General features: G+C 71.5%; 24 protein-coding genes and 1 pseudogene. 9 read left to right on the top strand and 16 right to left on the bottom strand.

Translation table 11 applies throughout. The features are described 5' to 3' along the window. The first annotated feature begins 5 nt into the window (after positions 1 to 5). The 4 genes from J8M50_RS23670 to J8M50_RS23655 are packed head-to-tail and all read left to right on the top strand — an operon-like array spanning position 6 to position 3,310. Entirely contained in the window at positions 6 to 1,064 is a 1,059-nt protein-coding gene (locus J8M50_RS23670) for an ABC transporter ATP-binding protein (protein WP_010355857.1), read from the top strand. After that, on the top strand, positions 1,061 to 1,702 hold the full coding sequence (locus tag J8M50_RS23665; protein ID WP_010355856.1) for an ABC transporter permease: 642 nt from the start codon (positions 1,061 to 1,063) through the stop codon (positions 1,700 to 1,702). Before J8M50_RS23670 ends, J8M50_RS23665 begins: the two co-directional genes overlap by 4 nt. 1 nt (position 1,703) lies before the next feature. Next, positions 1,704 to 2,366 (top strand): ABC transporter permease, encoded by a 663-nt coding sequence (locus tag J8M50_RS23660; RefSeq protein ID WP_010355855.1) that lies wholly within the window; start codon positions 1,704 to 1,706, stop codon positions 2,364 to 2,366. 11 nt (positions 2,367 to 2,377) lie between these two features. Beyond that, positions 2,378 to 3,310: an ABC transporter substrate-binding protein gene (locus J8M50_RS23655; RefSeq protein WP_010355854.1), complete on the top strand. Its 933-nt coding sequence runs from the start codon at positions 2,378 to 2,380 to the stop codon at positions 3,308 to 3,310. A 10-nt stretch (positions 3,311 to 3,320) separates the two neighbouring features. Here the strand turns inward: J8M50_RS23655 and J8M50_RS23650 are convergent. After that, positions 3,321 to 4,673, bottom strand: a pseudogene (locus J8M50_RS23650) (alpha-L-fucosidase); the annotation flags it as partial. A 124-nt stretch (positions 4,674 to 4,797) separates the two neighbouring features. Then, the gene (locus tag J8M50_RS23645; RefSeq protein ID WP_010355852.1) at positions 4,798 to 5,295 is read right to left on the bottom strand and encodes a P-loop nucleotide/nucleoside kinase family protein; all 498 of its coding nucleotides are present in this window, start codon (positions 5,293 to 5,295) and stop codon (positions 4,798 to 4,800) included. On the opposite strand from J8M50_RS23645, the gene J8M50_RS23640 reads away from it, so the two are divergent. Continuing rightward, positions 5,284 to 5,574, top strand: coding sequence for a hypothetical protein (locus J8M50_RS23640; protein WP_010355851.1), 291 nt, complete (start codon positions 5,284 to 5,286; stop codon positions 5,572 to 5,574). The genes J8M50_RS23645 and J8M50_RS23640 overlap by 12 nt on opposite strands. A 47-nt stretch (positions 5,575 to 5,621) precedes the next feature. Here the strand turns inward: J8M50_RS23640 and J8M50_RS23635 are convergent, their stop codons facing one another. The 5 genes from J8M50_RS23635 to J8M50_RS23615 form a co-directional block, all read right to left on the bottom strand. After that, positions 5,622 to 7,361 carry a pyruvate dehydrogenase gene (locus J8M50_RS23635; protein WP_010355850.1) on the bottom strand — a complete coding sequence of 580 codons (1,740 nt, stop codon included), beginning with the start codon at positions 7,359 to 7,361 and terminating at the stop codon, positions 5,622 to 5,624. A 79-nt stretch (positions 7,362 to 7,440) separates the two neighbouring features. Next, positions 7,441 to 8,088: a response regulator gene (locus tag J8M50_RS23630; protein ID WP_010355849.1), complete on the bottom strand. Its 648-nt coding sequence runs from the start codon at positions 8,086 to 8,088 to the stop codon at positions 7,441 to 7,443. Beyond that, complete coding sequence (locus J8M50_RS23625; protein ID WP_010355848.1) at positions 8,085 to 9,275, bottom strand: sensor histidine kinase; 1,191 nt, start codon at positions 9,273 to 9,275, stop codon at positions 8,085 to 8,087. The genes J8M50_RS23630 and J8M50_RS23625 overlap by 4 nt, the downstream gene beginning before the upstream one ends. An 81-nt stretch (positions 9,276 to 9,356) precedes the next feature. Next, positions 9,357 to 10,469, bottom strand: a complete 1,113-nt coding sequence (locus J8M50_RS23620; protein ID WP_010355847.1) for an ABC transporter substrate-binding protein — start codon at positions 10,467 to 10,469, stop codon at positions 9,357 to 9,359. Between the two features lie 107 nt (positions 10,470 to 10,576). Further along, a complete protein-coding gene (locus tag J8M50_RS23615) occupies positions 10,577 to 11,608 on the bottom strand; it encodes an ArsR/SmtB family transcription factor (protein ID WP_010355846.1) in 1,032 nt (343 codons plus the stop codon). A gap of 56 nt (positions 11,609 to 11,664) precedes the next feature. On the opposite strand from J8M50_RS23615, the gene J8M50_RS23610 reads away from it, so the two are divergent. Both J8M50_RS23610 and J8M50_RS23605 read left to right on the top strand, forming a co-directional pair. Beyond that, positions 11,665 to 12,939, top strand: coding sequence for an MFS transporter (locus J8M50_RS23610; RefSeq protein ID WP_040837164.1), 1,275 nt, complete (start codon positions 11,665 to 11,667; stop codon positions 12,937 to 12,939). Positions 12,940 to 13,001: 62 nt separating this feature from the next. Beyond that, complete coding sequence (locus tag J8M50_RS23605) at positions 13,002 to 13,310, top strand: GNAT family N-acetyltransferase (protein WP_010355844.1); 309 nt, start codon at positions 13,002 to 13,004, stop codon at positions 13,308 to 13,310. Here the strand turns inward: J8M50_RS23605 and J8M50_RS23600 are convergent. Next, entirely contained in the window at positions 13,300 to 14,088 is a 789-nt protein-coding gene (locus J8M50_RS23600; protein ID WP_010355843.1) for an alpha/beta fold hydrolase, read from the bottom strand. The two genes, J8M50_RS23605 and J8M50_RS23600, sit on opposite strands and share 11 nt — an antisense overlap. A gap of 68 nt (positions 14,089 to 14,156) precedes the next feature. Here J8M50_RS23600 and J8M50_RS23595 point away from each other — a divergent pair, with 68 nt between their 5' ends. Further along, on the top strand, positions 14,157 to 15,008 hold the full coding sequence (locus tag J8M50_RS23595) for a helix-turn-helix domain-containing protein (RefSeq protein WP_010355842.1): 852 nt from the start codon (positions 14,157 to 14,159) through the stop codon (positions 15,006 to 15,008). A gap of 69 nt (positions 15,009 to 15,077) precedes the next feature. Here the strand turns inward: J8M50_RS23595 and J8M50_RS23590 are convergent, their stop codons facing one another. From J8M50_RS23590 to J8M50_RS23560, 7 genes are all read right to left on the bottom strand, one after another. Continuing rightward, a complete protein-coding gene (locus J8M50_RS23590; protein WP_010355841.1) occupies positions 15,078 to 15,992 on the bottom strand; it encodes an alpha/beta hydrolase family protein in 915 nt (304 codons plus the stop codon). 28 nt (positions 15,993 to 16,020) lie between these two features. Then, positions 16,021 to 17,067, bottom strand: coding sequence for a cellulose binding domain-containing protein (locus J8M50_RS23585; RefSeq protein WP_010355839.1), 1,047 nt, complete (start codon positions 17,065 to 17,067; stop codon positions 16,021 to 16,023). A gap of 176 nt (positions 17,068 to 17,243) precedes the next feature. Then, a complete protein-coding gene (locus J8M50_RS23580) occupies positions 17,244 to 17,705 on the bottom strand; it encodes a hypothetical protein (RefSeq protein WP_010355838.1) in 462 nt (153 codons plus the stop codon). Positions 17,706 to 17,787: 82 nt separating this feature from the next. Next, complete coding sequence (locus J8M50_RS23575) at positions 17,788 to 18,612, bottom strand: SAM-dependent methyltransferase (protein WP_010355837.1); 825 nt, start codon at positions 18,610 to 18,612, stop codon at positions 17,788 to 17,790. A 48-nt stretch (positions 18,613 to 18,660) separates the two neighbouring features. Further along, a complete protein-coding gene (locus J8M50_RS23570; RefSeq protein WP_010355835.1) occupies positions 18,661 to 19,485 on the bottom strand; it encodes a carbohydrate ABC transporter permease in 825 nt (274 codons plus the stop codon). A gap of 1 nt (position 19,486) precedes the next feature. Further along, positions 19,487 to 20,416, bottom strand: coding sequence for a carbohydrate ABC transporter permease (locus tag J8M50_RS23565; RefSeq protein WP_050987290.1), 930 nt, complete (start codon positions 20,414 to 20,416; stop codon positions 19,487 to 19,489). Then, positions 20,413 to 21,759: an ABC transporter substrate-binding protein gene (locus J8M50_RS23560; protein ID WP_010355831.1), complete on the bottom strand. Its 1,347-nt coding sequence runs from the start codon at positions 21,757 to 21,759 to the stop codon at positions 20,413 to 20,415. The genes J8M50_RS23565 and J8M50_RS23560 overlap by 4 nt, the downstream gene beginning before the upstream one ends. Before the next feature lie 241 nt (positions 21,760 to 22,000). Here J8M50_RS23560 and J8M50_RS23555 point away from each other — a divergent pair, with 241 nt between their 5' ends. After that, positions 22,001 to 23,029: a LacI family DNA-binding transcriptional regulator gene (locus tag J8M50_RS23555; protein WP_029184143.1), complete on the top strand. Its 1,029-nt coding sequence runs from the start codon at positions 22,001 to 22,003 to the stop codon at positions 23,027 to 23,029. Positions 23,030 to 23,036: 7 nt separating this feature from the next. Here the strand turns inward: J8M50_RS23555 and J8M50_RS23550 are convergent, their stop codons facing one another. Further along, positions 23,037 to 23,954, bottom strand: coding sequence for a glycoside hydrolase family 68 protein (locus J8M50_RS23550; RefSeq protein ID WP_010355827.1), 918 nt, complete (start codon positions 23,952 to 23,954; stop codon positions 23,037 to 23,039). Positions 23,955 to 23,992: the final 38 nt, after the last annotated feature.

Here is a 23,992-nt window from a genome sequence, read left to right as displayed (position 1 = left end):
ACCACATGATCCAATTCGACGCGGTCCACAAGCGCTTCCCCAACGGCACGACAGCGGTCCACGACCTCACGCTGGACATGCCTGAAGGCGGCGTGACCGTCCTGGTCGGCTCCTCCGGCTGCGGCAAGACCACCACGCTGCGCATGATCAACCGCATGGTGGAGCCGACCTCCGGCACCATCGAGGTCGCGGGCAAGGACGTCACCCGCCAGGACGCGGCCGACCTGCGCCGCTCCATCGGCTACGTCATCCAGCAGTCCGGGCTCTTCCCGCACCGCACGGTCCTCGACAACATCGCGACCGTCCCCCTGCTGCTCGGCCACGGCCGCCGCAAGGCCCGCGCCCGCGCCGGCGACCTCCTGGAGACCGTCGGCCTGACCCCCGAGGTCGGCAAGCGCTACCCCCACCAGCTCTCCGGCGGCCAGCAGCAGCGCGTCGGCGTGGCCCGCGCGCTCGCCGCCGACCCGCCGGTCCTGCTCATGGACGAGCCCTTCGGCGCGGTCGACCCCGTCGTCCGCACCCAGCTCCAGGACGAACTCCTGCGCCTCCAGAAGGAGTTGAGCAAGACCATCGTCTTCGTCACGCACGACATCGACGAGGCCGTCCGGCTCGGCGACAAGATCGCCGTCTTCCGCACCGGCGGCCACCTCGTGCAGTGCGCCTCCCCCGCCGAGCTGCTCGCCCAGCCCGCCGACGACTTCGTGGCCGGGTTCCTCGGCGCCGAGCGCGGCCTGAAGCTGCTGTCGCTGAAGAACCTCGCGGACGTCCCGCAGGGCCAGGCCCCCGAGGGCGGCGACTGGCGACTCGTCCTCGACGCGGCCCGCAGGCCGCAGCACTGGAAGTCCGGCGACGCCGAGCTTCCCGTACGGCCGCTGCGCGACACGGACTCCCTGCTCGCCGCGCTGGACGAGTCCCTCGCCTCCCCCACCGGCCTGGTCGCGCGCGTCGACGCCGACGGCGTCCTCACCGGGGTCAGCTCGCGCGACGACATCCACGACCGCGCGGGCCACGCCCACGCCGAGGCGCGGACGGCGACCCACACGCACGAGGGCGGGGCCGCGTGAGCATCGACTGGTCCTGGATCGCGGACCACACCGACGAGCTCACCACCCTCACGGTCTCCCATCTCCAGGCCGCGCTCACCGCCGTCCTGCTCGGCCTGCTGATCTCGCTGCCGCTGGCCGTGCTCGCGCACCGGGTCCGCGCCCTGCGCGGCGTCCTCCTCGGGCTCTCCAACATCCTGTTCACCATCCCGTCCATCGCGATCTTCGTGCTCCTGCTGCCGGTCAGCGGCCTCACCCGCACCACGACCGTCATCGGCCTGACCGTCTACACCCTGGTCGTCCTGCTGCGGAACACCGTCGAGGGCCTCGACTCGGTGCCCGCGAAGACCAAGGAGGCGGCCGTCGCGATGGGCACCCGCCCGCTGCGCGTCCTGCTCACCGTCGAGCTGCCCCTCGCGCTCCCCGTGATCATGGCCGGGGTCCGGATCGCCACCGTGATGTCGATCTCCCTCGTCTCCGTCGCCACCTACATCGGCGACGGCGGACTCGGCCAGCTCTTCACCGACGGCTTCCAGCGCGACTTCCCGACCCCGGTGATCGCGGGCGTGGTCCTCACGATCCTGCTCGCCGTCGTCGCGGACGCCGCGCTGGTCGCCGTCCAGTACGTCCTCACCCCGTGGAAGAGGCGGCGAGCCTGACATGTACGAACTCTTCAAGAACCTCGGCTCCTGGCTGACCAGCGGCGCCCAGTGGTCCGGCACCGACGGCATCGCCCACCGGCTCGCCGAGCACCTCCAGTACTCGCTGATCGCCACTCTCGTCGCGGCGGCCATCGGCCTCCCGCTGGGCCTGCTCATCGGCCACACCGGCAGGGGCGCCTTCCTCGCGATCAACCTGGCGTCCTTCGGCCGCGCCCTGCCGACCGTCGGCCTCGTCGTCCTGGTCTTCCTGGCGGGCGGCCTGTCGATGCTGCCGGTGTACGTCGCGCTGGTGGCGCTCGCCGTCCCGTCCATCGTGACCAACACGTACGCCGGGATGACGGCCGTCGACCCGGACGTGAAGGACGCGGCGCGCGGCCAGGGGATGCGCGGCCACCAGGTCCTCCTCCAGGTCGAGCTGCCCCTCGCGCTCCCCCTGATCATGACCGGCCTGCGGCTCGCGCTGATCCAGGTCGTCGCCACCGCGACCATCGCCGCGTACGTCTCCTTCGGCGGCCTCGGCCGGTACGTCTTCGACGGGCTCGCCCAGCGCGACCTCGTCCAGGTCCTCGGCGGCGCGGTCCTCGTCGCCGCGGTCGCCGTCGTCCTCGACCTGATGCTCAGCGGCCTCCAGCGCTTCCTCTTCCGCCACCGCACCGCCTAGGGAACCCTCACATGAACCGACGCGCTCTCCTCGGCGGCCTGTTCGCCGCGGCCTCCGTCCCCGCGCTCGCCTCCTGCTCCGGCGGCATCACCTCGCTCGACAACCAGAGCTCGGACACCTCCGGCGGCGGCTCCAGCAAGGGCGGCCTGACCATCGGCACCGCCAACTTCACCGAGAACCAGATCCTCGGCTACCTCTACGCCGCCGTCCTCACCCAGGCCGGCGTCAAGGTCAAGGTCCGGCCCAACCTCGGCACCCGCGAGATCGTCATCCCCGCGCTCCAGGGCGGCGACATCGACCTCCTGCCCGAGTACCAGGGCGCCCTCCTCGACTACCTCGACCACAACGCCACGGCCACCGAGGAGGGCGAGATGCAGAACGCCCTCACCATCGCCCTGCCCGCCGGGCTCCAGGTCCTGCCGTACGGGCTCGCCGAGGACGCCGACGCGTTCGTCGTCACCCGCGAGACCGCCGAGAAGTACGGGCTGACCTCGCTCGCCGACCTGCGCAAGCAGAACGGCAAGCTGGTCATCGGCGCCGCCCCCGAGGTCAAGAAGCGCAAGGTGGGGGTGGTCGGGCTGAAGGAGGTGTACGGGGTCGACTTCAAGGAGTTCAAGTCCCTCGACTCCTCCGGGCCGCTCGTCAAGGGCGCGCTGAAGAAGGGGGACGTCGACGTCGCGAACCTCTTCACCACCGACACCGACATCCTCGCCAACAAGTGGGTCGTCCTGACCGACCCCAAGAACCTCATCCCCGGGCAGCACGTCGTCCCACTCATCGCCGACCGCAAGGCCGACGACACGGTCCGCAAGGCGCTCGCCCGGCTCGGGAACGTCCTCACCACCGACGACCTGACCGAGCTGAACCAGCAGGTCGACGGTGAGAAGAAGGACCCGGACGACGTGGCGAACGCGTACGCGAAGAAGCACGGGCTGCTGAAGTAGCGGACGGTTACACGGTGGCGGGCCTGCCGCACACCTCCACGCAGACCACCGAGACGTCCGGGTTCGGCGCGGTCGCCGGGACCGTCACGGTGATCGTGTCGCCGGTGCGGCGGTAGCGGAGGCTGGTCGTGGGGTCGTTCAGCAGGTACACGCGAGTGATCCTGTTGCGGATCGCCGGGATCTGGAGGGTTCCGGTGGCCGGCCAGGTGAAGACGTGCGCGAACAGCTTGCCGTCCTTCGCGGTGAACTTCCCCCACGCCGGCTCGGTCCGGAAAGGGCTGCCGGTGGTGCCGTAGATGCTGTCGCCGTAGGTGGCCGTCCACGCGCCGAACGCGGTCAGGACCTTCGTCGTGCCTGCGGTGACGGTCCCCGCTCCCGTAGGGCCGATGTTCAGGAGGTAGTTGCCGTCGCGGGAGACGACGGTAACGAACTCCTGGAGGAGGGCGTGGACCGAGCGGTACGAGTTCTCCTTCGCCTCGTTGTAGCCCCAGGCGCCGTTCATGGTCACGCAGGTCTCCCACGGCCGGTCCAGCGGGGCCGGGGGAACCTTCTCCTCCGGACACGCGAAGTCGCCGAGGCCCAGGTCGCGCTTCACGCGTTCGTTGACGACCAGGCTCGGCTTGCGGGCGATCAGCCAGTCGTACAGGTCCCGGCCGTCGGCCTCCACCCACCAGTCGTCCAGCGTCGGCGTCGCCGGGTTCCCGCACCAGTCGCCGTCGAACCACAGGACCGCCGGGTCGTAGCGGTCCAGGAGTTCCTGGAGCTGTGCCTTCATGTCCGCGATGTACGCGGTCCGCGCGGACAGGGAGGACACCGACGAGAAGTTGTTCTGGTTGGCGGTCTGCGAGGAGTGGTTCCAGTCCATGATCGAGTAGTAGAGGCCGAACCGTACGCCGCGCCGCTCGCACTCCCGCTTCAGCTCCGCGAGCAGGTCGGGGCGGTAGCCGCTGTAGTCGTGGAGGTTGTACTCCTTCGTGCCGGTGGTGTCCGTGAAACCGGGGACGTCCGAGTCCCACATCGCGTAGCCCTCGTGGTGCTTCGCGGTGATCACGAGGTACTTCATCCCGGCGTTCGCGGCGAGTTCGGCGATGGCTGCCGCGCTGAACGAGGTCGGCGCGAAGTGGGCGCTGACCTCGTTCTGGTACGGGGCCTTGGCCCAGTTCTCGTTGTAGAACGCCCACTCGCCGTGGCCCAGATACGAGTACGAGCCGAAGTGGATGAACATCCCGAACCTCGCCTGGTACCACCAGTCCATCTTCGAGGGGACGGTGTACGCCTGTGCCGTCCCCGGCAGTCCGAAGGCAACGGTGCCTCCGGCGAGGGCGGCGGCCTTCATGAGCGAACGTCGGCTGAGGCTGGACACGGAGCGACTCCTGGGGGTCCGGGGACAGCGGGGTGATGCGTGACGGGCGTGGGGCCCGGTGTCACACATCGGAGGAATTCTGGAGGGTGGATCACGATCACGTCCAGAGGCGTGCGGCGATGCGTCACTCACCTTCCGAAAGGTCGGACCTCCGGGGGGTATCAAAAAGGGTCAGTTCCTCCTCATCGGGCGCCTGGAACACCTTCACGTACTCCTCAAGCAACTCCCGCCCGACCGGAACGGTCCCTGGCCCACGCCCCCGCGCTTCGAGTCGCCGGGCCAACTCCTCGACAGGCACGGCGAGATACCACAACTCGACGCCGACCCCGAGCGCCCGCGCGACCGTACGCTTCTCGTCCCGCTCGGCCCGCCCCCAGAACCCGAACTCCAGAACCACGGCCTGCCCGAGCCTCAGCAGCTCCTGGGCGTGCCCCCAGAACCGCCGCTCCAGCCGCTCCCGCGCCTCCTCGTCGAACAGGTCGATGCCGAGGTCGTCCATCCACTCGTCCGGACAGAGCCGCACCGCGGGGATCTCGGGTGCGAGCCGTTTGGCGAGGGTTGTCTTGCCTGAGCCGGGGAGTCCGCAGAGGAGGATCAGTACGGGGGTGGGATGGGCGCTCATCCGGCCATGCTCGCGCAGGCGCTCCGGCTGGCGGAAACGGATATCCGCACCGGCGAGGAGGTGGTGCGGGGCCGGGACAAGGAGGCTGGCGGCCGACTGGACGGCTGTCCGGGCCGCCGACCTCCGCTGCGTCCTCCCTCGACTGGACCGTACGGGCCCCTGTACCTGCCGCCGGTGCCCTCGATCGTCGGCTCCCTGGGCCGCGCCGAGGGCCCGCGCGTCGTCGCTGCGGCCACGCTCGCGTTCCTGGACGCCACACCTGCGGCACGAACCCGGTGATCTGGCGGCCTACAGCGACCTCAGCGTCTACCGCTGATCACCTCTGGTCAGGGCCGGGGAACGTTCCGCAGGTTGGCCCGTGCCAGGTCGAGCATCCTGCCCACGCCCCCGTCGAGCACCGTCCGCCCGGCCGCGAACGCGAAGCCCTTCACCTGGGCCGCCGAGATGTGCGGCGGGATGGAGAGCGCGTTGGGGTCGGTGACGAGGTCGACCAGGAACGGGCCGTCGTGGGCGAGGGCCCGCTTGAGGCCTTCGCGGACGTCCTCGGGGCGTTCGATGCGGATCGCCTCGATGCCGGCGCCCCGGGCGATGGCCGCGTAGTCGACGGGCGCGTGGTCGGTCTCGTACTCGGGGAGTCCTTCCACGAGCATCTCCAGCTTCACCATGCCGAGCGAGGAGTTGTTGAAGACGACCGTCTTCACCGGCAGCTCGTGCAGCTTGACGGTGAGCAACTCGCCCATGAGCATGCCGAGTCCGCCGTCCCCGGACATCGAGATCACCTGCCGCCCGGGGTACGCGAACTGCGCGCCGATCGCGTGCGGCAGAGCGTTGGCCATCGTGCCGTGCAGGAACGAACCGATCACCCGGCGCCGCCCGTTGGGGGTGAGGTAGCGGGCGGCCCACACGTTGGACAGCCCCGTGTCGACGGTGAACACCGCGTCGTCGGCGGCGAGTTCGTCGAGGACGGAGGCCGCGTACTCGGGGTGGATGGGAAGGTGCCGCTCGACGTCCCGCGTGTACGCGCCGACGACGGTCTCCAGCGCCTTGGCGTGCTGGTGCAGCATCCGGTTCAGGAAGGACCGGTCACCCTTCGCCTCGATCAGCGGCAGCACGGCCCGCAGCGTCTCGCGTACATCGCCATGCACCCCGAGGTCGAGCACGGTACGCCGCCCGAGGCGCCCGGCGTCGTGGTCGATCTGCACGGTGCGGGCCTGCGGCAGGAAGTCGTTGTACGGGAAGTCGGTGCCGAGCAGGATCACAAGGTCGGCGTCGTGCATCGCGTCGAAGCAGGCGCCGTAGCCGAGGAGTCCGCTCATGCCGACGTCGTACGGGTTGTCGTACTGGATCCACTCCTTGCCGCGCAGGGTGTGGCCGACGGGGGCGGCGGCCTTCTCGGCGAGGGCCATGACCTCGGTGTGGGCGTCGCGGACGCCGGCACCCGCGAAGATCATGACCTTGCGGGCCTCGTCGATCTTCCGGGCCAGCGCCTGGACCTGGGTGTCCGGCGGGACGACGCGGCCCCGCTCGGTGACCAGGTGGCTGGTGCCGGTGGGGTGGGTGGCCTGGGCGTGGGCGACGTCGCCGGGGATGACGAGGACGGAGACGGCGCTGTTGCCGAGGGCTCGTTGCAGGGCGATCCGCAGGACCCGGGGCATCTGCTCGGGGGTGCCGATCATCTCGCAGTAGTCGCTGCACTCGGTGAAGAGGCGCTCGGGGTGGGTCTCCTGGAAGTACCCGGTGCCGATCTGGTTCGACGGGATGTGCGAGGCGAGCGCCAGGACGGGCGCCCCGGAGCGGTGGGCGTCGTACAGGCCCTGGATGAGGTGGGTGTTGCCGGGTCCGCAACTGCCCGCGCACACCGCGAGTTTGCCGGTGAGCTGGGCTTCCGCCGCTGCGGCGAAGGCGGCGGCCTCCTCGTTGCGGACGTGGACCCATTCGATGCCGTCGGTGCGGCGGACCGCGTCGACGACGGAGTTGAGGCTGTCGCCGACGACTCCGTAGATCCGTTCCACGCCCGCCTGCCGCAGGATGTCCACCAGTTGCTGGGCCACGCTCGGGTTCCGCATCGCCGGACCTCTCCTAACTCGTGTCGCTCTTGCCGGACCCAAATCTAGTTGACACGTCAAGCGCATCGGGGGCAGGGTCTCAGTCCAGCTCGATCAGCCCCCGGCGGACGGCCTCGGTCACCGTGCTCGCCCGGTTCTCGGTACCCAGCTTGCGATAGATCCGCACCAGGTGCGTCTTCACCGTCGCCTCGGTCAGGAACAGCGCCCCCGCGATCCCCCGGTTGCTGTGCCCCCGCGCCAGCAGCCGTACGACCTCGGTCTCCCGCCCGGTCAGCGCCGAACCGGGGTCGGCCATGTGCCCGGCCAGCCGCTCGGCGGCCTCGGGTGCGAGCACCGTCCCCCCGGCGACCGCCGTACGCACCGCCCGGAACAGCTCCTCCGGCGGCCCCGCCTTCAAGACGTACCCGCGCGCCCCCGCCTCCATCGCCCGGACGACGTCCCCCTGGCCCTGGTAGCTGGTGAGGACGACGACCCGTACGTCCGGCAGCGCGGCGGCGATCCGGCGGGTCGCCTCGATGCCGTCCTCCCGTTCGCCCACGCCGGGGGCGTCGGTGAGGCGGAGGTCCATGAGGACGACGTCGGGGCGCAGGGCCTCGGCGAGGTGGAGGGCCTCGTACCCGTCGCCGGTCTGGCCGACCACGGCGAAGCCGTCCTCGCCGTCGAGGAGGGCGAAGAGACCGGCGCGGACCACGGCGTGGTCGTCGACCAAGAGGATGCGGACGGTCATCGGGGGGCTCCGGTGACGAGCGCGGGGACGGGCAGGGTCGCGAGGGCTCTGGTGCCGTGTCCGGGGGTGCTGTCGACGGTGAGGGTTCCGTCGCACGCGGCGAGGCGGTCGCGGATGGCGGCGAGGCCGAAGCCGCGTCCGGCGGCGGTCGTTCCCTGTACGTCCCGGTCGAAACCCACCCCGTCGTCGCGGACCTCCACCGCGACCGTGCCGGTCTCCCGGCGGTCCAGGGTCACCCACACGTGCGCCGCGTCCGCGTGCTCGCACGCGTTGGCCAGCAGGCCCTGCGTGATGCGCAGGAGCGCGGCGGCCTGCTCCGGGGGCACCTCGCGGGCCGCCTCGCCGAGCACGCCGAAGGCGATGTGCGGCATCCCCTCGGGGACGCCCTTGTGCGTGCACAACTCCCGTAGCGCCGCCGCGAGATCGCCGCTCGCCAGGGGCGCCGGGGTCAGGTCCCGGATGATGCTGCGCGTGTCCGCGAGGCTCGCGCCGAGAGCCTCCGCGACCGCGTGGACCTGGCGGCGGGCCGACTCGGGGCGGCGGTCCCAGTCCCGTTCGGCGGCCTGGAGGAGCATCCGGTTGCCGGAGAGTTCCTGGGCGAGGGTGTCGTGCAGGTCGCGGGCGATGCGGGAGCGCTCCGCGAGGACCCCGGCCTCCCGCTGCCGGCGCGCCAACTCGTCGCGGGTGCGCCGGAGTTCGTGCACGAGCCACTGCTGGCTGCGGTAGAGGGCGGCGGTGAACCAGACCGCCGCGACGGGCGGGGCCGCGAGGTCCGGTCTGAGCGTCCCCTGCGTACGCAGGATCGCCGCCGCCAGCAGCAGCGTGATCAGAGCTACGGCGGCCGGCGCGGCCCAGCCCCGGAACATCCGCAGGGCCAGCACCGCCAGCGGTACGGCGAGCCAGATGTAGCCGCCCACGAGCCTGACCGGGAGCACCCACGCGACCCACGCCCACAGGCCCAGGAGCAGGGCGAACCAGACGCGCCGGACGCGGGGGCCCATCCGGTCCCACAGGCCGAGGCCCAGGCCGTAGCCCGTCGCCAGGAGGACGACGGGCGGGGCGACCGACCAGCACAGCGCGCTCGGCAGGTACGCGAGCCGGGCCAGGGTGCTCAGGACGACGGCCAGGAGCAGGAGGTGCGGGAGCGACCGCAGCAGCGGCAGGCCCTTGTAGGTGGCAGGCGGCACGGGGCGGTCCTCGGGTCCGATGACGGACCACCGAGTGTAAACCTGCTGCCGATCAAGGGAGTTGACCCGCGAGGGCTCGGCTCAGCGCCCGGGGTGCAGGCCCGGCCAGCCCGGCGTGGGCTCGCCCCTGACCTCGCCGAAGTACAGCGCGAACGTCTGCTTCAGGCGCTCGACCTCGGCGCGGTCCTCCATGAAGCGGGGGAAGCCGTCGAGGTGGGCGTCCGGGTACTCCCAGACCGGCTTCAGGCCCGTGGGCGCGGGGACGTCCGTCCGTACGGACCAGCTCGCCGAGGACTGGCGCTCGGTGGAGATCTGCCAGTTGAGGTAGAGCTTGGCCGCCGTGGGGCGCGGGCTCTGCTTGAGGATCGCGATGCGCTGGCCCCACGCCATGAAGGGGTGGCCCTCGGTCATGCCCATCTTCGTCGGGCTGGTGACGGTCGGGTTGGCGCCCGTGCCGACGCCGATGACCTTCTGCTTGCTGCTGACCGCGACGCCGGGCGAGAAGGAGCCGCGCGCGAACTGCGGCTGCTGCGCGGCGAAGGCGGCGGCCCAGTCCCAGCCGTACTTCTCGACGTACAGGGCGAAGAGGTAGAGGGACGCGTCGTCGTCGTGCGGGTACGTCGAGGCGATGGCGCCCTTCCAGCGCGGGTCGATCAGGTCGAGCGGGGTGCGCGGCGCGTCCGCGCCGGCCGCCGCGACGTCGTACAGGTAGCTGAAGGAGAGGACCGCGCCGGCCACCCAGGCGCCGTCCGGGTCGCGGAACTGCGGGTGCAGCTTGCTGAATCCGGCGGGCTTGTAGCGCAGGAGCTGTCCCTGGCGCTTCCAGCGGGTGAAGTCGTGGAGGGTCTGGAGCTGGACGACGTCGGGGACGAGGGTGCCGGTCGCGAGCTGGTTGTCGATGCGGACGTCGTGGTACTTGCTGTAGTCCACGATCAGCGTCAGGTCGATCTCGGGGAACCGCTGGCGGAACGCGGCGCGGGCGTTGGCTCCGCTGCCGGAGTCGGCGAGGTCGCCGCCCGCGTAGACGACGAGCTTGCCGCCCTCGGCGACGGCGTCCCGGTACAACTCGTCGAGCGTGCGGGTCTCTTCGCGCGGGCCGGTGACCGCCTGCGCGGCTGCGGGCATCGCCGCCGCTCCGACGACGGCACCCGCGCCGACCGTGAGGATCCGTCGCCTGCTGAACTTGCTGGGCATGTGGGGGGTGAGTCCCTTCTCGGCACCAGGACGACCGCCGTCCCGGCGTCTGCCCACCCTGTCCCGGCACCGGCCGCCCGCGCGTCATCCGGAAGCGGGCGATGCGTTCAATCGTTCGGTTGAACAAGGGGGTTGGCCCGCATGCCCGGTGGCGTGCCCGGTTGTGCCGCCTCTGTCAGGGTCTGGCCGGCTCGGGTGCGTGCGTACAGGACCTGTCTGCCTGCGCGGTGGGCGCTCACCAGGCCGGCGTTGCGCAGGGCGGTGAGGTGCTGGGACGTGCCGCCGGGGGTCAGGCCGGTGCGGCGGGCTAGTTCGGTGGTGGACGCGGGGGCGGTCAGCTCGGTCAGGATCATCGCGCGGGAGCGGCCCAGTACCCCGGCCAGGGCGTCGGGGACGGTCGCGGGGCGGGTGTGCCAGAGCGTGCCGACGGCGCGGGGCGGATAGCGCAGCGAGGGCTGCCACGGTTTGTCGAGTACGGAGAAGACGCGTGGCCAGACGAAGGCGGAGGGCACCAGCAGCAGGCCCTGTCCGTCGAGCCGGCGCGCTCCGCGCACGGTGCGGTGATCCAGGTGCAGGGTGCCTTCGGCCCAGGTGACCTGTGGGTCGAGGTCGGTGAACAGGTGCTGTGCGCCGCCGTCGACGAGGCGTCCGGCGCGGTAGCGGATGTCGGCCTCCAGCAGGGTGAGGATGCTCGGCCAGTACGGGGCCAGCGCCAGTTCCCAGTACGCCTCGATCGTGTCCGCCAGCCGTGCTAGTTCGGCGGCCGGGTCGCCGCGCAGTGCCGCCAGCCGCGCCTGCGGCACCCCGGCCGTGGTGCGCAGGAGCGCCGGTGGCATGGCCCGTACCGTGGCGAGTTCCACCTCCAGCGACGGCAGCGGTGTCGTGGGGGCCGGGCAGAGGAACCCCGGGACGCTGCCGGCCCAGGGCGAGCGCGCGGGCAGCGGGACGAGGTCGAACAGGGGGCTCAGGTCGAGACCGGACGCCGCCAGCCGGGGGCGTACCCGGTCCGCCCAGGTGCGGTGCAGGCCGTGTTCGTCCGCCCCTTTGAGCACCCGGACGCTGGCCATCACCTCCCACAGCGGGGAGATCGCGAAGTGGGTGCGGGCCACGTCCTGCATGGTGAATTCGATCTCGATCATTTAGCTCAGCCTAAATCTCTGGAGTGAGCCGTGCGGTGTCCCGCACCGTACGCCGCATGACCGAAGCACCGGATTCCCCGTGGCGCGTGGGCGCCTTCCGCACGCTCTTCGCCGCGAGCGCCCTCAGTCACCTCGGCAGCAACGTCAGTTATGTGGCGATTCCGCTGCTCGCCGTCACCGTGCTCGACGCCGGTCCCGGCCAGGCCGGTGCGCTGGCCGCGCTGTCCACCGCCGCCTTCCTGCTCATCGGGCTGCCCGCGGGCGCGTGGGTGGACCGCTTGTCCGGGCGCCGCGTACTGGTCGCCGCCGACGCCGCTCGCGCGGTGCTGCTCGCCTCGATCCCGCTCGCCTGGTGGCTGGGGGTGCTCTCGCTGCCGCAGCTGTACGCGGTGGTGCTGCTGACGGGCTGTGCCACGGTGTTCTTCGACGTCGGCTCGCAGAGCGTCCTGCCCGAACTGGTCGGCCGCGAGCACCTCGTACCGGCGAACGCGGCCATCGTCAGCCTGATGGCCGGTGCCAACATCGCCGGCCGTGGCGCGGGCGGCTTCATGGTCCAGCTCCTCACGGCGCCCCTGGCGATTCTCGGCGGGGCCCTCGCCTACCTCGCGTCCGCCTGCGGCCTCACCGGTATGGCCCGCCACCACGCCCGCACGAAGCCCTCGGCCGCCGGGCGACGGCTGCGGACCGAGATCGCGGACGGGCTGCGCCATGTCTTCGGCACCCGCGAGCTGCGGGCCCTGGCGCTCACCGCGACCCTCACCAACCTCGGCGCGCAGATGGTCAACGCCATGCTGCCGGTGCTGTTCAGCCGTGAACTGCACCTGTCCGCCGGGGCACTCGGCCTGTACTGGGCGGCCGGCGGCGTGGGCATCCTGCTCGGTGCCCGCCTCGCCCGCCCCCTCGCCGCCCGTCTCGGCCACGGCCGCACCCTGGCCCTGGCCGGGCCGTGGTTCGCGCCCGCCGCAGTGGCTGTCGCCCTGGTCGGCACCGGCCCGTGGCTGTGGGTGGCCGGTGCCGGGTGGCTGGCGATCATGACCAAGACGGGCATCGACAACGTCCTCGGCGTCACCCTGCGCCAGCACCTGACCCCGGACCCGCTGCTCGGCCGCATGAACGCCACCTTCCGCTTCCTGCTCACCGGCGCCCTGGCCGTCGGCTCCGCCCTGGGCGGCCTCATCGGCGAGGTCGCGGACGTACGCGTCGCCGTGTGGGCGGGCGCGGTGTGCCTGGCCGGCGCCTTCCTCCCGGTCTTCCTCTCCCCCGTCCGCGCGCTCCGGGAGCTGCCGGCTCCGGCGACGCCACACCGGACACCGTCGATTAGGCTCGGCTGAACGGCGGAAGTTGCCACGTCAACCATGCCGATCCATTTGACGCATCACTCTCAGGAGGACACGTGACGGTCGAGGTCGTCGACGCACCCGAGGCGCGCCGCTACGAGGCGCGGATCGACGGGGGTTCCGAGGTCGCCGGGTTCGCGGAGTACATCCGTACGGCGGAGCTGATCGTGTTCGTCCACACGGAGGTGGCGCCCGCCCACGAGGGCCGGGGCATCGGCTCCGCCCTGGCCCGGACCTCCCTCGACGAGGCCCGCGCCGCCGGCCTCAGGGTCCTGGCGACCTGCCCCTTCTACTCGGCCTGGATCGACCGCCACCCGGCGTACGCGGACCTCCTCTACCAGAACCGCAGCAGCGTCAGCGACTGAGCGCTGTGGTGAACGCCAGCAGAGAGGCGGCGGTTCGCTGCGGGTCCTCCAGGATGGGTGAGTGGCCGAGGCCGGGCAGGAGTTCGATCCGGGCGCCCGGGACCGTGCCGTAGTCGGCTGCCGACGAGGAACGCCACCTGCGGTCGTCCTCGCCGAAGAGGACCAGCAGCGGCTTGCCGAGGGGGGCCAGCCGGTCGGGGAGGGGGCGTTCGTCGAGGTACGCGCGCGTGGCCTGCATCGTCGCCGTGAGGGTGTGGAGGGTCATGTGGCGGACCTCGTCCAGGAGTTCCGCCGGGATCTCGTAGCCGGGACGGCTGAAGCCGGTGCTCGCGAACCGGCGGATCTCTTCGTCGGTCGGCGGCCACTGGGAGATGCTGGCATCGGACGCGATGTACGCGTACAGGCCGGGACCGGTGTTGATCAGGGCGAGCCCGGTCACCAGGTCGGGGCGTTGTTCCGCGAGGGCTGTGGCGACCGCGCCGCCGCTGGAGTGGCCCACGGCGACGGCGTGTCCGACACCGAGGCGGTCCAGTACGGCGCCGAGGCGGCGCGCCTGGTCGGGGAGGGCGTAGCTGCGGTCGGCGGGTTTGGCCGACCGTCCGTGTCCGAGGAGGTCGGGGCGGACGATGTGGTGGGAGCCGGTGAGGTGGGGGACGAGGGCGTCCCACGAGCGGGCCGAGGAGGCGGAGCCGTGGATGAGGAGGAGTGCGGGGGCGTCGCGGGGGCCGTCCTGGCGTACGTGGAGGTCGCCGTCGTCCAGCGTCGGAGTGTCGGTCATGCGCCCACTGTCGCCGCCGGCGCCCGCCGCCGTATTGGACGAATGTTCCCCTCAAGTAGCCTGCGCCCATGGGGACTTTCCAGCACGGTGCCGCTGTCTGGGACGTCGCCTGCCCCGAGCGGCCCAGCCGCACACCCGGTCTCACCATGGCCGGGTTCCGGGTCCGTGACCTGGACGCGCTGCGCATGGTCCCGCACCCGGCGGTGACGCTGCTGCTGGAGTTCGGGGCGGGAGCGCCGGTGCTCGACAGTGCGGGCGGGCGGCGGCGGGGATGCCTGGTCGCCGGGCCCGGTCTGGGGTCGGGCGGTGCGGCCGTGGTGAGCGGCGAGGACGTCGAGTGCGTACAGGTGCGGCTGTCCCCCGTCGTCGCCCGCGCGGTGCTCGGCGTCTCCCCCGCCGACCTCGACGGCGACGCCGTGCCCCTGGACGCCCTGTGGGGCCGCGAGGCGGGCCGGATCCGGGAGCGGCTCGCCGAAGTGCCGTCGTGGCAGGGGCGGTTCGCGCTGGCGGACGCGTTGCTGGGCCGCCGGTACGAGGCGGGGGCGCCGGTGGACCCGGAGGTCGCGTGGGCGTGGCACCGTATCGGCGTCAGCCGTGGCCTGGTCCGGGTCGACGGGCTCGCGGCGGAGGTCGGCTGGAGCCGCAAGCGCCTGTGGTCCAGGTTCCGTTCCCAGCTCGGGCTGCCGCCGAAGCGCGCCGCGTCCCTGGTCCGTTTCGACCACGCCGCCCATCGCCTGGTCGCGGGCGAGTCCGCGTCCCGGGTCGCGGCGGACGCCGGGTACGCGGATCAGTCGCATCTGCACCGGGAGGTCGCGGCGTACACGGGGGCGACTCCGGCGGCGGTGGCCCGGGAGCCGTTCCTCGCGGTCGACGACTTGGCGTGGCCGGGCCTCATGTCGCCGGGCGCCGCCCGGAGTTGACCCTCGCCGAGATCCTCCGGCTCCGGGCCTGCCCGGTCCGTGCCGGGCAGGCTGACGCGGCAAGTCGGTTCAGCGGACGGCGAGTTGCGTTGCGGGCGCCGACAGAGCCGTACCGTACGGGCACTTCGTCCGTGACCGGGAGATGCCGCTCGGGTCCGCGAGGGACGGGCACAGGAACTGTGTGTAGCGCGTGTCGTTGTCGAGGAAGATCTTCAGCCAGGGGATCGTGCGGCGGGTCACCGCGGAGTTGCCCCAGGTGGGGAAGCCGTGGCCGCCGGTGGTGAGTTCGAGGGCCGCGCCCGGGGTGGCGGCGGGCATGGTCGCGTACAGGTTGTCAACGGACGACGGCGTCACGACGCTGTCGTCCCGCGCGCTCACGATCATCGTCGGGACGCGGAGGGTCGAGAGGTTCTGCGAGGGCGAGAAGGGGGCGAGCGGTACGGCCGCCTTCAGGGCCGGCCGGCGTTCGGCCGCGCTGATCGCGCCGCCGCCTCCCATGGAGTGGCCGAGGACGCCGAGCCGGTTCGGGTCGACGCGGTCGCGTACGGGGCTGCGCTGCGTCAAGTAGTCGAGCGCGGCGAGGAGTTGGGTGCCGCGTGCGGTGTCCCAGTCGAGGGTGCTGTTCGTGTCGATGCCGATGACGACGAACCCGAAGGACGCGAGCCAGGGCCCCATCCAGGCGCCCTCGTTGTCCCAGCGGGCCGTGTAGCCGGGTACGGCCGCGATCGCGGCCCAGGTGCCTTGGCTGGTGTCGGTCGGGTAGTAGATCTTCCCGCCGTTGAACCCGTTGCCCGGCGCGACGGTCAGTTCGGCCGTGGCGAACGTGCCGCGCTGGGCGGCGACGCTGCTCACGGTCGGGTCGGGGCCGCGCTGGTAGGGGTTGGCCTGCGCGGTCGCCGGCGCGGTGGAGACGAGCGCGGCGAGCAGGCCGATCACGGCCGCGATCAGCGCGGCTCGCAGTCGTACTGTCCTGTTCGGGTGCATGCGGTGCGGTCCTCTCTACTGGTGGAGGTCAGGAGGTTCGCGCGGTGCAGGTGGCGGTGGCCGAGGGGGTGCCCGGGGTGCTGGCGATGAAGCCGAAGGAGGCGCTCGCGCCGGGGGCGAGGGCGCCGTTCCAGGACGCGTTCGTGACGGTGGCGGTGCCGTCGGCCGCCGTGCTCAGGGTGCCGTTCCAGGCCTGGGTGATCCGGGCGCCCGTACCCGGTACGACGGTGGCGGTCCAGCCCGTCGCCGGGGAGGTGGAGGTGTTGGTGACCGTGACCTCGCCCTGGTAGCCGCCCTGCCAGGAGGAGACGGCGCGGAAGGTCGCCGCGCAGGCGCCCGGGTCGCCGGGATCGCCGGGGTCGCCCTGGACGAGGAGTGCGGTGAGGGCCGGGTACCAGCGGGCGGCGATCTTCGCGTTACCGGGGTCGGAGGGGTGCACCCCGTCGTACGTGTCCGTCGCCGTGTCGAACCCCGTCCACTGGTCGACGACCGTCACCGGGGAGCGGCTCGTGCTCGTCGCCTGGGCCCAGGCGGGGATGCGGGCGTTCAGGTCGACGGCGCGCTGGGCGCAGGCGGAGCAGTTCGTGGGGGTCATCGGGATGATCTGGGCGACGAGGATCTTCATGTCGGGGTTGGCGGCCCGCATCTGGCCGACGAGTTTCGTGTAGGCGGCGAGGATGCGGTCGGGGGCGATCGCGCTCCACACGTCGTTCGTGCCGAGGTGCATGGCAACGATGTCCGGGCGGGTGGCCGCGAGGCGGGCGGGCATCAGGTCCTGGTCCGCGATGTTGGTCACCAGCTCGCCGCCGTGGCCCTCGTTGTCACCGTCGAACGGCTGGCCGCAGCCCTGCTGTGCGAGGGTGCCGACGAAATCGATGTTCGTGTATCCGGTGCTCTGCAACTGGTTCCACAGGAGCGCCCGCCAGCAGCCCGGGGAGCCGGTGATGGAGTCGCCGAGCGGCATGATGCGGACGGGGGGTGCGGCCGAGGCGGGCGGGGCGAGGGCGATGCCGAGGCTGAACAGGAGCGCTGCGAGAAGGATCCGCAGGAGGGGGGACGGGCCGGGTCTGCGCATGCTGGTCCTCATTCCTTCGCGAACGTGCCTTTGTTCGTTCTCCCGGAACCCATGGACCGCATCACGAGCTTCCCGACGATCTGATGAACTGTCAATCACCCGTCACGCACTATGACTTGTAGTCACTGACGCCCGGCCAGTTACCCGCTGCCCCACCGGCGGTGCCGCCGCCCCGCTCACGCGGACTCCAACTGCTCCGCCAGCCGCCGCAGCCCCTCCCGGATGAGCCGCCCGTACTCGTCGTCCCCCAGCGCCCCGATGGTGTCCCGCGCCCGCTGAAGATGCTCGCGGGCCTGAACAAGATCCCCCAACTTCCGGTGACACTCCCCCACATTGAGATGCAACGACGGATACAGCCCGGCCACCGACAACGTGACCCCGGCCCGCGCCACCCGCTCGTCGGTGACGAGACCGGCGGCGGCGAGTGCCCGCAGGTCCCACTCCAGTTCCTCGCGTACGTCGTCCTGCACATCGGCCATGGCGTGCGCGAGGACGCACACGTACAGCGGGTCCCCCTCCTCGCCGCCGATGTCGGCCCAGATCTCCGTGAACAGGTCGCGCGCGGCTGCCCGTTGGCCTTGGTGGTGGTGCAGTTCCACGGCGTGGCCGATACGGAGGATGGTCGGGTCGGTGATCAACGGCGGCTCCTTCGGCGGGGGTTGGCCGTGCGAGCCTAGGCGCGCGAGCGAGGTGAGAAGCCCCCCAGGCGCCCTGCCGGTTTCAGGGTTTGCGTGCGATGCCCCCGGCGATGCAGCGTTGCGCCACGTTCAGTGGTTTGAGGTGGGGTGTGTCGGGGTGCCAGTCGGCGCAGCGGGTCAGGCCGGGTGGGAGCAGGTCCAGGTCGGCGAAGAGGGATTCGAGTTCGGCCGTGGTGGAGAACGTGCCGCTGCCCATCATGCTGTGCAGGAACATGTGCTCCAACTGCCGGGCGGTGGCGCTGTCTTCGTCCTCCGGGTCGAGGAAGTGGCTGATCGCCACGTAGGAGCCGGACGGCAGCGCGTCGATGTAGGCGCGCATGATGTCCTCGCGGGTGCGTACGGCTTCGGCGTTGTAGTGGTGCAGCGTGCCCAGCTGGAGCAGGGCGATCGGCCGGGTCCAGTCGAGTTCGGAGCGTACGACGGCGTTCCGCAGCAGCGTCTCGGGGTCGAAGATGTCCTCGGCGACGATGACCGTGTTCTCGGTCCCGCTCTCTTCGAGGAGCGCGCGGCCGTGGGCCAGGACCAGCGGGTCGTTGTCGACGTACACGACCCGGGCGTCGGGGGCGCCGCGCCGTACGACGCCGTGGGTGTTCTCGGCGGTCGGCAGGCCGGAGCCGCAGTCCAGGTACTGGGTGACGCCGGCCTCGCCGGCCAGGAAGCGGCAGGCGCGGATCAGGAAGGCGCGGTTCTCGACCGCGAGGTCGGCGGCCTCGGGGGCGGCCCTGCGGACGGCGGCGACGACCTCGCGGTCCACCTCGTAGTTGTCGGTGCCGCCGAGGAAAGCGTCGTACACCCGGGCGATGCTGGGTTTCGTGGGGTCGATGTACGGGGGTGTCGTACCGGACATGGCGCCTCGCAGGAAGTCGGGCGGGTCGGTAGGCCCCGCCCGCTCGTCTCACCCTTTCACCGACCCCTGCAACAACGCCGTCACGAACTGCCGTTGGAACACGAGGAACACGATCAGCGTGGGCGTGAGGATGAGGAGGGAGCCCGCGCAGAGGAGGACCAGGTCCGTGCCCCACTGGCCCTGGAAGGCGCCGAGCGCTCCGGCCATCGTGCGTTTCGCCGGGTCGTCGACCATCACGATGCTCAGGAGGAACTGGTTCCAGGTCCACAGGAACAGGAGGATCGTGAGGGAGGAGATGGCGGGGCGGGCCAGGGGTACGTGGACGCGCCAGAAGAGCTGCCAGGTCGTGGCGCCGTCGACGCGCGCGGCCTCGGACAGCTCCTTCGGCACGTTGAGGAAGTGGGCGCGCATCCAGTAGACCGCGAACGGCATGTAGAGGCCGATCAGCGGGAGGACGATGGCCCAGCGGGTGTTCAGGAGGCCGAGGCCGTCGATCTGGTGGTAGATCGGGGTGATGACGGCCTCGAAGGGCATGGTCAGGCCGAGCAGCAGGACACCCATCGCGATGCCCCCGCCGCGCACCTTGAGGTGGCCGAGTCCGAACCCGGCCATGGTCGCGAGGACGACGGCGGCCGGGACGACGCCGAGGACGATGAGGACGCTGGAGTTCAGCAGCGCACCCATGTTGGCGACGTCGAAGGCGTCGGCGAAGTTCCCCCACTGCGGGTCGGAGGGCCACTCCAGGCCGGAGGGGACGGTCCCCCGGGGCTGGAGCGCGGCGGACAGCATGCTGACGAACGGCAGGAGGGTGACGACCATGAGCAGGACGAGGAAGGCCCGCCCGGTGAGCGCCTCGCGGCGGCTGATGTTCACTTCACTTGCCCTCTCGGGAGAGCCGCTGGATCGGCAGGACGCAGAGCAGGACGAGCAGCATGAGGACGACAGCGAGCGCGGAGGCGAGCCCGACCTGCCGCTGGGCGAACGCGAGCCGGTAGATCTCCAGCCCCGGCACGGTCGTCGAGGTCCCGGGCCCGCCGCTGGTGGAGATGTACACGATGTCGAAGCTGGCGAGCGCGGCGATGACGGTCACCGTGAGGCAGATCCCGATCTCGCGGCGCAGGCTCGGCAGGGTGACGGCGAAGAACTCCCGCACCGACCCGGCCCCGTCGATGCGCGCGGCCTCGTACAGCGACGGGTCGATCTTGCTCATGCCGGTGACGAGGAGGATCGTGCACAGGCCGAGCATTACCCAGGCCCCGATGATCCCGACGGCGGGCAGCGCCGTACCGAACTCGCCGAGCCAGGCGCGCGTGTACCGGCCGAGGCCGATCGCGTCCATGACCTGGTTGACCATGCCGGTCGTACTCAGGACCCAGCTCCAGGCGATGCCCGCGGCGACGAGCGGGATGACCTGCGGGAGGAAGAGGACGGTCCGGGCCGCCGTACCGAGCGCGCCGGTGCTGACGCGGTGGATGAGGCTCGCGACGAACAGGCCGAGGACGACGGGGACGAAGCTGAAGAAGACGATCAGCACGAACGCGTGCCCGATGATCTCCAGGAGGTCCGGATCGGTCAGCACGGTCCGGTAGTTGTCGAGCCCGACCCACTCCGAGGGACCGATGCCGTCCCAGCGGTAGAGGGAGTACTGAAAGGTCGTCAGCAGGGGCTTGAGGACGAAGAACCCGTACACGGCGAGGGCGGGGACGACGAACAGCCAGCCGCTCCAGCGGGTCCCCCGCCGCTTCCTCACGACCTTCCCGGCCGTACGCGACAAGGGTCGCACCTCGGGCAAAGTAGCGGTCACCGCGACAGCTCCTTCGCGTACTCCTTCTGTACGGCCTTCACGTACCCCCCGGGCGTCTGCTGGCCCACGATCAGCTTCTGGAGCTCGGGCGTGATGGCCGACGCGAAGATGGACCCGGTCGCGTTGGCGGTGAAGTCCACCGCCCCGTTCTCGGCGGCGAGTTGCTGCGACGCGGCGAGGGTCGAGGCGAGGACGGTGCCCGCCTTGGCCTGCGGTACGGCGAGATCGGCGGGCCCGCCAGGGCTGGAGCCGCCGACGTCGACGAGGATCTTGCGCGCCTTGGCGTCCGTGTGCAGCCAGTTGAGGAAGTACGCGGCCTCGTTCGGATGCTTCGAGCGGGCCCCGATCCCGAAGGTGTTCGGCGAGGACATCGCGACGTGCCGTCCCCCGGACTTCTCGGCCGGGAAGAGGAAGAAGCCGACGTTGCCGGGCATCTTCGCGTCGAGGTTGGCCGACTCCCAGTCCCCGTTGAACATGAACAGGCCCCGCCCCTTGGTGAAGTCACCGACCATGGTGGTGTAGTCCATGGCGTTGGCGTCCTTGGTGAAGTACCCGGCGCGGGCCCACTTCCCGATGGTCTCGGCGGCCTTGAGGGACGCCGGGGTGTCGAAGGTGGCGCCGGTCTTCTGGAAGATCCAGTCGTTGACGGCGGCCGGGTCGGTGAACTGGTTCTGGAGCGCCTGGTACGGGAAGTTGATGCCGGCGGTGTTCTTGTTGAACTGCACGATCGGCTGGACCCCCGCCTGCTTGGCCCTGCCCAGCAGCGCCTCGAACTCGGCGACGCTCCCCGGCACCCCGCTCATGCCCGCTTTCTTCGCGAGGTCCTTGTTGTAGAAGACACCGGTGACGCTGTACCCGAGCCCGGCGCCGTACAGGGGCCCCGAACCCCGCTGCCCCGCCTTGTCCACCCGGAGCTGCGCGAGCTGGGAGGCGGGGAACTTGTCCCACCCGTACGCCTTGAAATACGGGTCGAGATCCTTGAGCAGGTTGTCCTTGACCAGGTCGACCATGGTCGGCAGCCGCATGATGTCCGGCGCGTTGTCCCCGGCCAGGACACGCGGCGCGTTCTCGACGAGCACCGTGAACTGGTCCTCGCGCACCTTGAAGGTGACGTTCGGATGCTGCCGGGTGAACTCGTCCGCCAGCGCCTTGGCCAGCGGGAACCCGGTCTCGGCGTACATCTGGAGCGTGACCTCGCCGGTGCCGAGCGAGGTGCTCACCGCCGGGTCCCCGGTGGAGGCGGCGGGAGCGCCGGAGCCGGGAGCGCTGCACGCGGCGCCCAGGAGTATGAGGGGGATCATCAGGGCCCGTACCGGCCATGGTTTCGCCGTGCCTTCGTACATGGAGCACTCCTTGCCTGGGTCACGAGGGAGGGATCGGGGAGTCCCGGTCGAGGTCGTGGTGGCGGACACGGTCCGGCGGCTCCGGACGTGCCTGTGGGGAGGCCGTGACAGCCGGTTCCGGTGATCCCGGCACCGTCGGTCCAGACGGTTGCCAAGGCGGCTTTCACCGGTGCTAAATAGATTTAGCAGTGAGCATGAGCCCTGCCTCAGACCCTGTCAAGCACCGTGCGGAGGAACGCATTTGAGCCGACGACGCGTCACGATGACCGACGTCGCCCGCCTGGCCGGGGTGTCGCCGACCACGGCGTCCTTCGTCCTCGCCGGCCGCCGCGACATGCGCATCTCGGGCGACGCCGAGGAGCGTGTACGGCGCGCCGCGCGCGAACTCGGCTACCGGCCCAACCTCACCGCCCGTGGCCTGCGCACGTCGGTGACCAGGACCGTCGCCCTGATCTCGGACACCATCGCGACGACCCAGTTCGCGGGCGAGGTCATCCACGGCGCCCTCGACGCGGCGGGCGCCCGCGAGCACGTCCTGTTCGTCGCGGAGACCGAGGGGGACGCGCAGACGGAGACCCGGCTCGTCGAGGGGATGCTGGACCGGCAGGTCGACGGGTTCGTGTACGCCACGATGTACAGCCGCGAGGTGCGGCTCCCGGCCGCGCTGCGGGACGCCCGGGTGGTGCTGCTCAACTGCTATGAACGGGACGCGCGTTGGCCGAGCGTCCTGCCGGACGAGGTGAACGCGGGCCGCGACGCGGCGCGTGCGCTGCTCGACGCCGGGCACCGGGAGGGTGTGCACGTCATCGGCGGGCGTCACGTGACGGAGGCGACGCCGGACGGGGTGTGGGCGGGGCTGGAGCGGATGCGGGGCATCGAGGAGGTGCTCGCGGGGGCGGGCGTACGGGTCGACGGGGTCGCCGAGTGCGACTGGCAGCCCGAGGACGGGCACCGCGAGGTGGGGCGACTGCTGGCGGCGGGGACCGTGCCGCGCGCGTTGGTCTGCCTCAACGACCGGCTGTCGCTGGGGGCTTACCAGGCGCTCCAGGAGGCGGGGCTACGGGTGCCGGACGACGTGTCGGTGGTGTCGTTCGACGACTCGGACCTCGCGATGTGGGTCCGGCCGCCGCTGACCAGCGTGGCGCTGCCGCACTACCGGCTGGGGCGGCTGGCCGTGGAGACGCTGCTCGACGGCGACACGGAACCGGCCGTCCACCGCGTGCCCATGCCGGTGATGCTGCGGGCGTCCCATGCGCGGCCTCGCGGCTGACGGGGGATCAGCGGAGCCCTTCGGGGGTCCAGTGCACGGGTACGGGGTCCGACAGCTCCCCCACGAACACCCCGTCCCGTTCGTCGACGAACCCGATGAGCTGCCAGGTTCCGTCGGCGCCCTGGACCAGGCGGGGCGCGTAGAGGTCCGGGCCGGGTACGGGAGTTGCCGTAGCCGGGTCCCAGGGGCCCGTGACCGACGCGCCGGGGATCGCCCACAGGCGGCCCTCGTCCGCGCGCGGGTGCGGGGTGTTGGTGCAGAACAGCAGCAGCGGCTGTCCGTCCACGACCGCGACCTGCGGCACCTCCAGGTGTCCGAACCCGGCGGGTTCCGTGAGGGGTGGTTCCACGGTCCAGTCGAGGAGGTCCGCCGAGCGGGCGTGGCCGATGACGCCCCGGCCCGCTGCGGGGCCCTGGCCCGCACGCGCCGTGATCAGCATGTGCCAGCCCTCCCCCGCCGGGTCGGGGAACACCCACGGGTCGCGCCACGCCTCCTCGTGCCAGGTCCCGTCGCCGAGGCGTTCGTACCAGGCCGGGTCGGCCTCGACGAGGGGTTTGTCGCCGTGGCGGTGCCAGGTGTGGAGGTCGTCGGAGACCGCGAGGCCGATGCGCTGGACGAGGCCGTTCTCGGCGCGGCTGACCCCCGTGTAGTACAGGTGCCAGCGGCCGTCGGGGGCCCGGACCACGGAACCCGTCCAGGTGGCGAGGTCGTCCCAGGCGGGGTCGTCGGCGGCGGTCAGCGCGTCGGCGGTGAGGTGCCAGGTGCGCAGGTCGTCGGAGACGGCGTGGCCGACCGAGGCGCGGTGGTGGCGGCGGTCGGGGTCCAGGAGGGCGCGGGACGCTCTGAGGAAGAAGGCGTGGTGGCGGCCTTCGTCGTCCCGCGTGTACCAGCTGTCCCACACCCAGTGATCGGGCAAGCGCAACATCGACGTGCCTCTCGCTCACAGACGTTGCGGGAAAACTA

The sequence above is a fragment of the Streptomyces acidiscabies genome (genome assembly GCF_020010905.1).
Lineage (GTDB): Bacteria > Actinomycetota > Actinomycetes > Streptomycetales > Streptomycetaceae > Streptomyces > Streptomyces acidiscabies.
Note: the sequence above shows the minus strand (reverse complement) of the source record. Positions and strands in the feature narration are given on the sequence as shown.

Bases quoted from the DNA above. Each gene is read 5' to 3' on its own strand.
- J8M50_RS23670 (WP_010355857.1), top strand. From the start codon at position 6: ATGATCCAATTCGACGCGGTCCACAAGCGCTTCCCCAACGGCACGACA.
- J8M50_RS23660 (WP_010355855.1), top strand. From the start codon at position 1,704: ATGTACGAACTCTTCAAGAACCTCGGCTCCTGGCTGACCAGCGGCGCC.
- J8M50_RS23655 (WP_010355854.1), top strand. From the start codon at position 2,378: ATGAACCGACGCGCTCTCCTCGGCGGCCTGTTCGCCGCGGCCTCCGTC.
- J8M50_RS23640 (WP_010355851.1), top strand. From the start codon at position 5,284: ATGGGCGCTCATCCGGCCATGCTCGCGCAGGCGCTCCGGCTGGCGGAA.
- J8M50_RS23645 (WP_010355852.1), bottom strand. From the start codon at position 5,295: ATGAGCGCCCATCCCACCCCCGTACTGATCCTCCTCTGCGGACTCCCC.
- J8M50_RS23635 (WP_010355850.1), bottom strand. From the start codon at position 7,361: ATGCGGAACCCGAGCGTGGCCCAGCAACTGGTGGACATCCTGCGGCAG.
- J8M50_RS23630 (WP_010355849.1), bottom strand. From the start codon at position 8,088: ATGACCGTCCGCATCCTCTTGGTCGACGACCACGCCGTGGTCCGCGCC.
- J8M50_RS23620 (WP_010355847.1), bottom strand. From the start codon at position 10,469: ATGCCCAGCAAGTTCAGCAGGCGACGGATCCTCACGGTCGGCGCGGGT.
- J8M50_RS23615 (WP_010355846.1), bottom strand. From the start codon at position 11,608: ATGATCGAGATCGAATTCACCATGCAGGACGTGGCCCGCACCCACTTC.
- J8M50_RS23610 (WP_040837164.1), top strand. From the start codon at position 11,665: ATGACCGAAGCACCGGATTCCCCGTGGCGCGTGGGCGCCTTCCGCACG.
- J8M50_RS23600 (WP_010355843.1), bottom strand. From the start codon at position 14,088: ATGACCGACACTCCGACGCTGGACGACGGCGACCTCCACGTACGCCAG.
- J8M50_RS23595 (WP_010355842.1), top strand. From the start codon at position 14,157: ATGGGGACTTTCCAGCACGGTGCCGCTGTCTGGGACGTCGCCTGCCCC.
- J8M50_RS23590 (WP_010355841.1), bottom strand. From the start codon at position 15,992: ATGCACCCGAACAGGACAGTACGACTGCGAGCCGCGCTGATCGCGGCC.
- J8M50_RS23585 (WP_010355839.1), bottom strand. From the start codon at position 17,067: ATGCGCAGACCCGGCCCGTCCCCCCTCCTGCGGATCCTTCTCGCAGCG.
- J8M50_RS23575 (WP_010355837.1), bottom strand. From the start codon at position 18,612: ATGTCCGGTACGACACCCCCGTACATCGACCCCACGAAACCCAGCATC.
- J8M50_RS23560 (WP_010355831.1), bottom strand. From the start codon at position 21,759: ATGTACGAAGGCACGGCGAAACCATGGCCGGTACGGGCCCTGATGATC.
- J8M50_RS23550 (WP_010355827.1), bottom strand. From the start codon at position 23,954: ATGTTGCGCTTGCCCGATCACTGGGTGTGGGACAGCTGGTACACGCGG.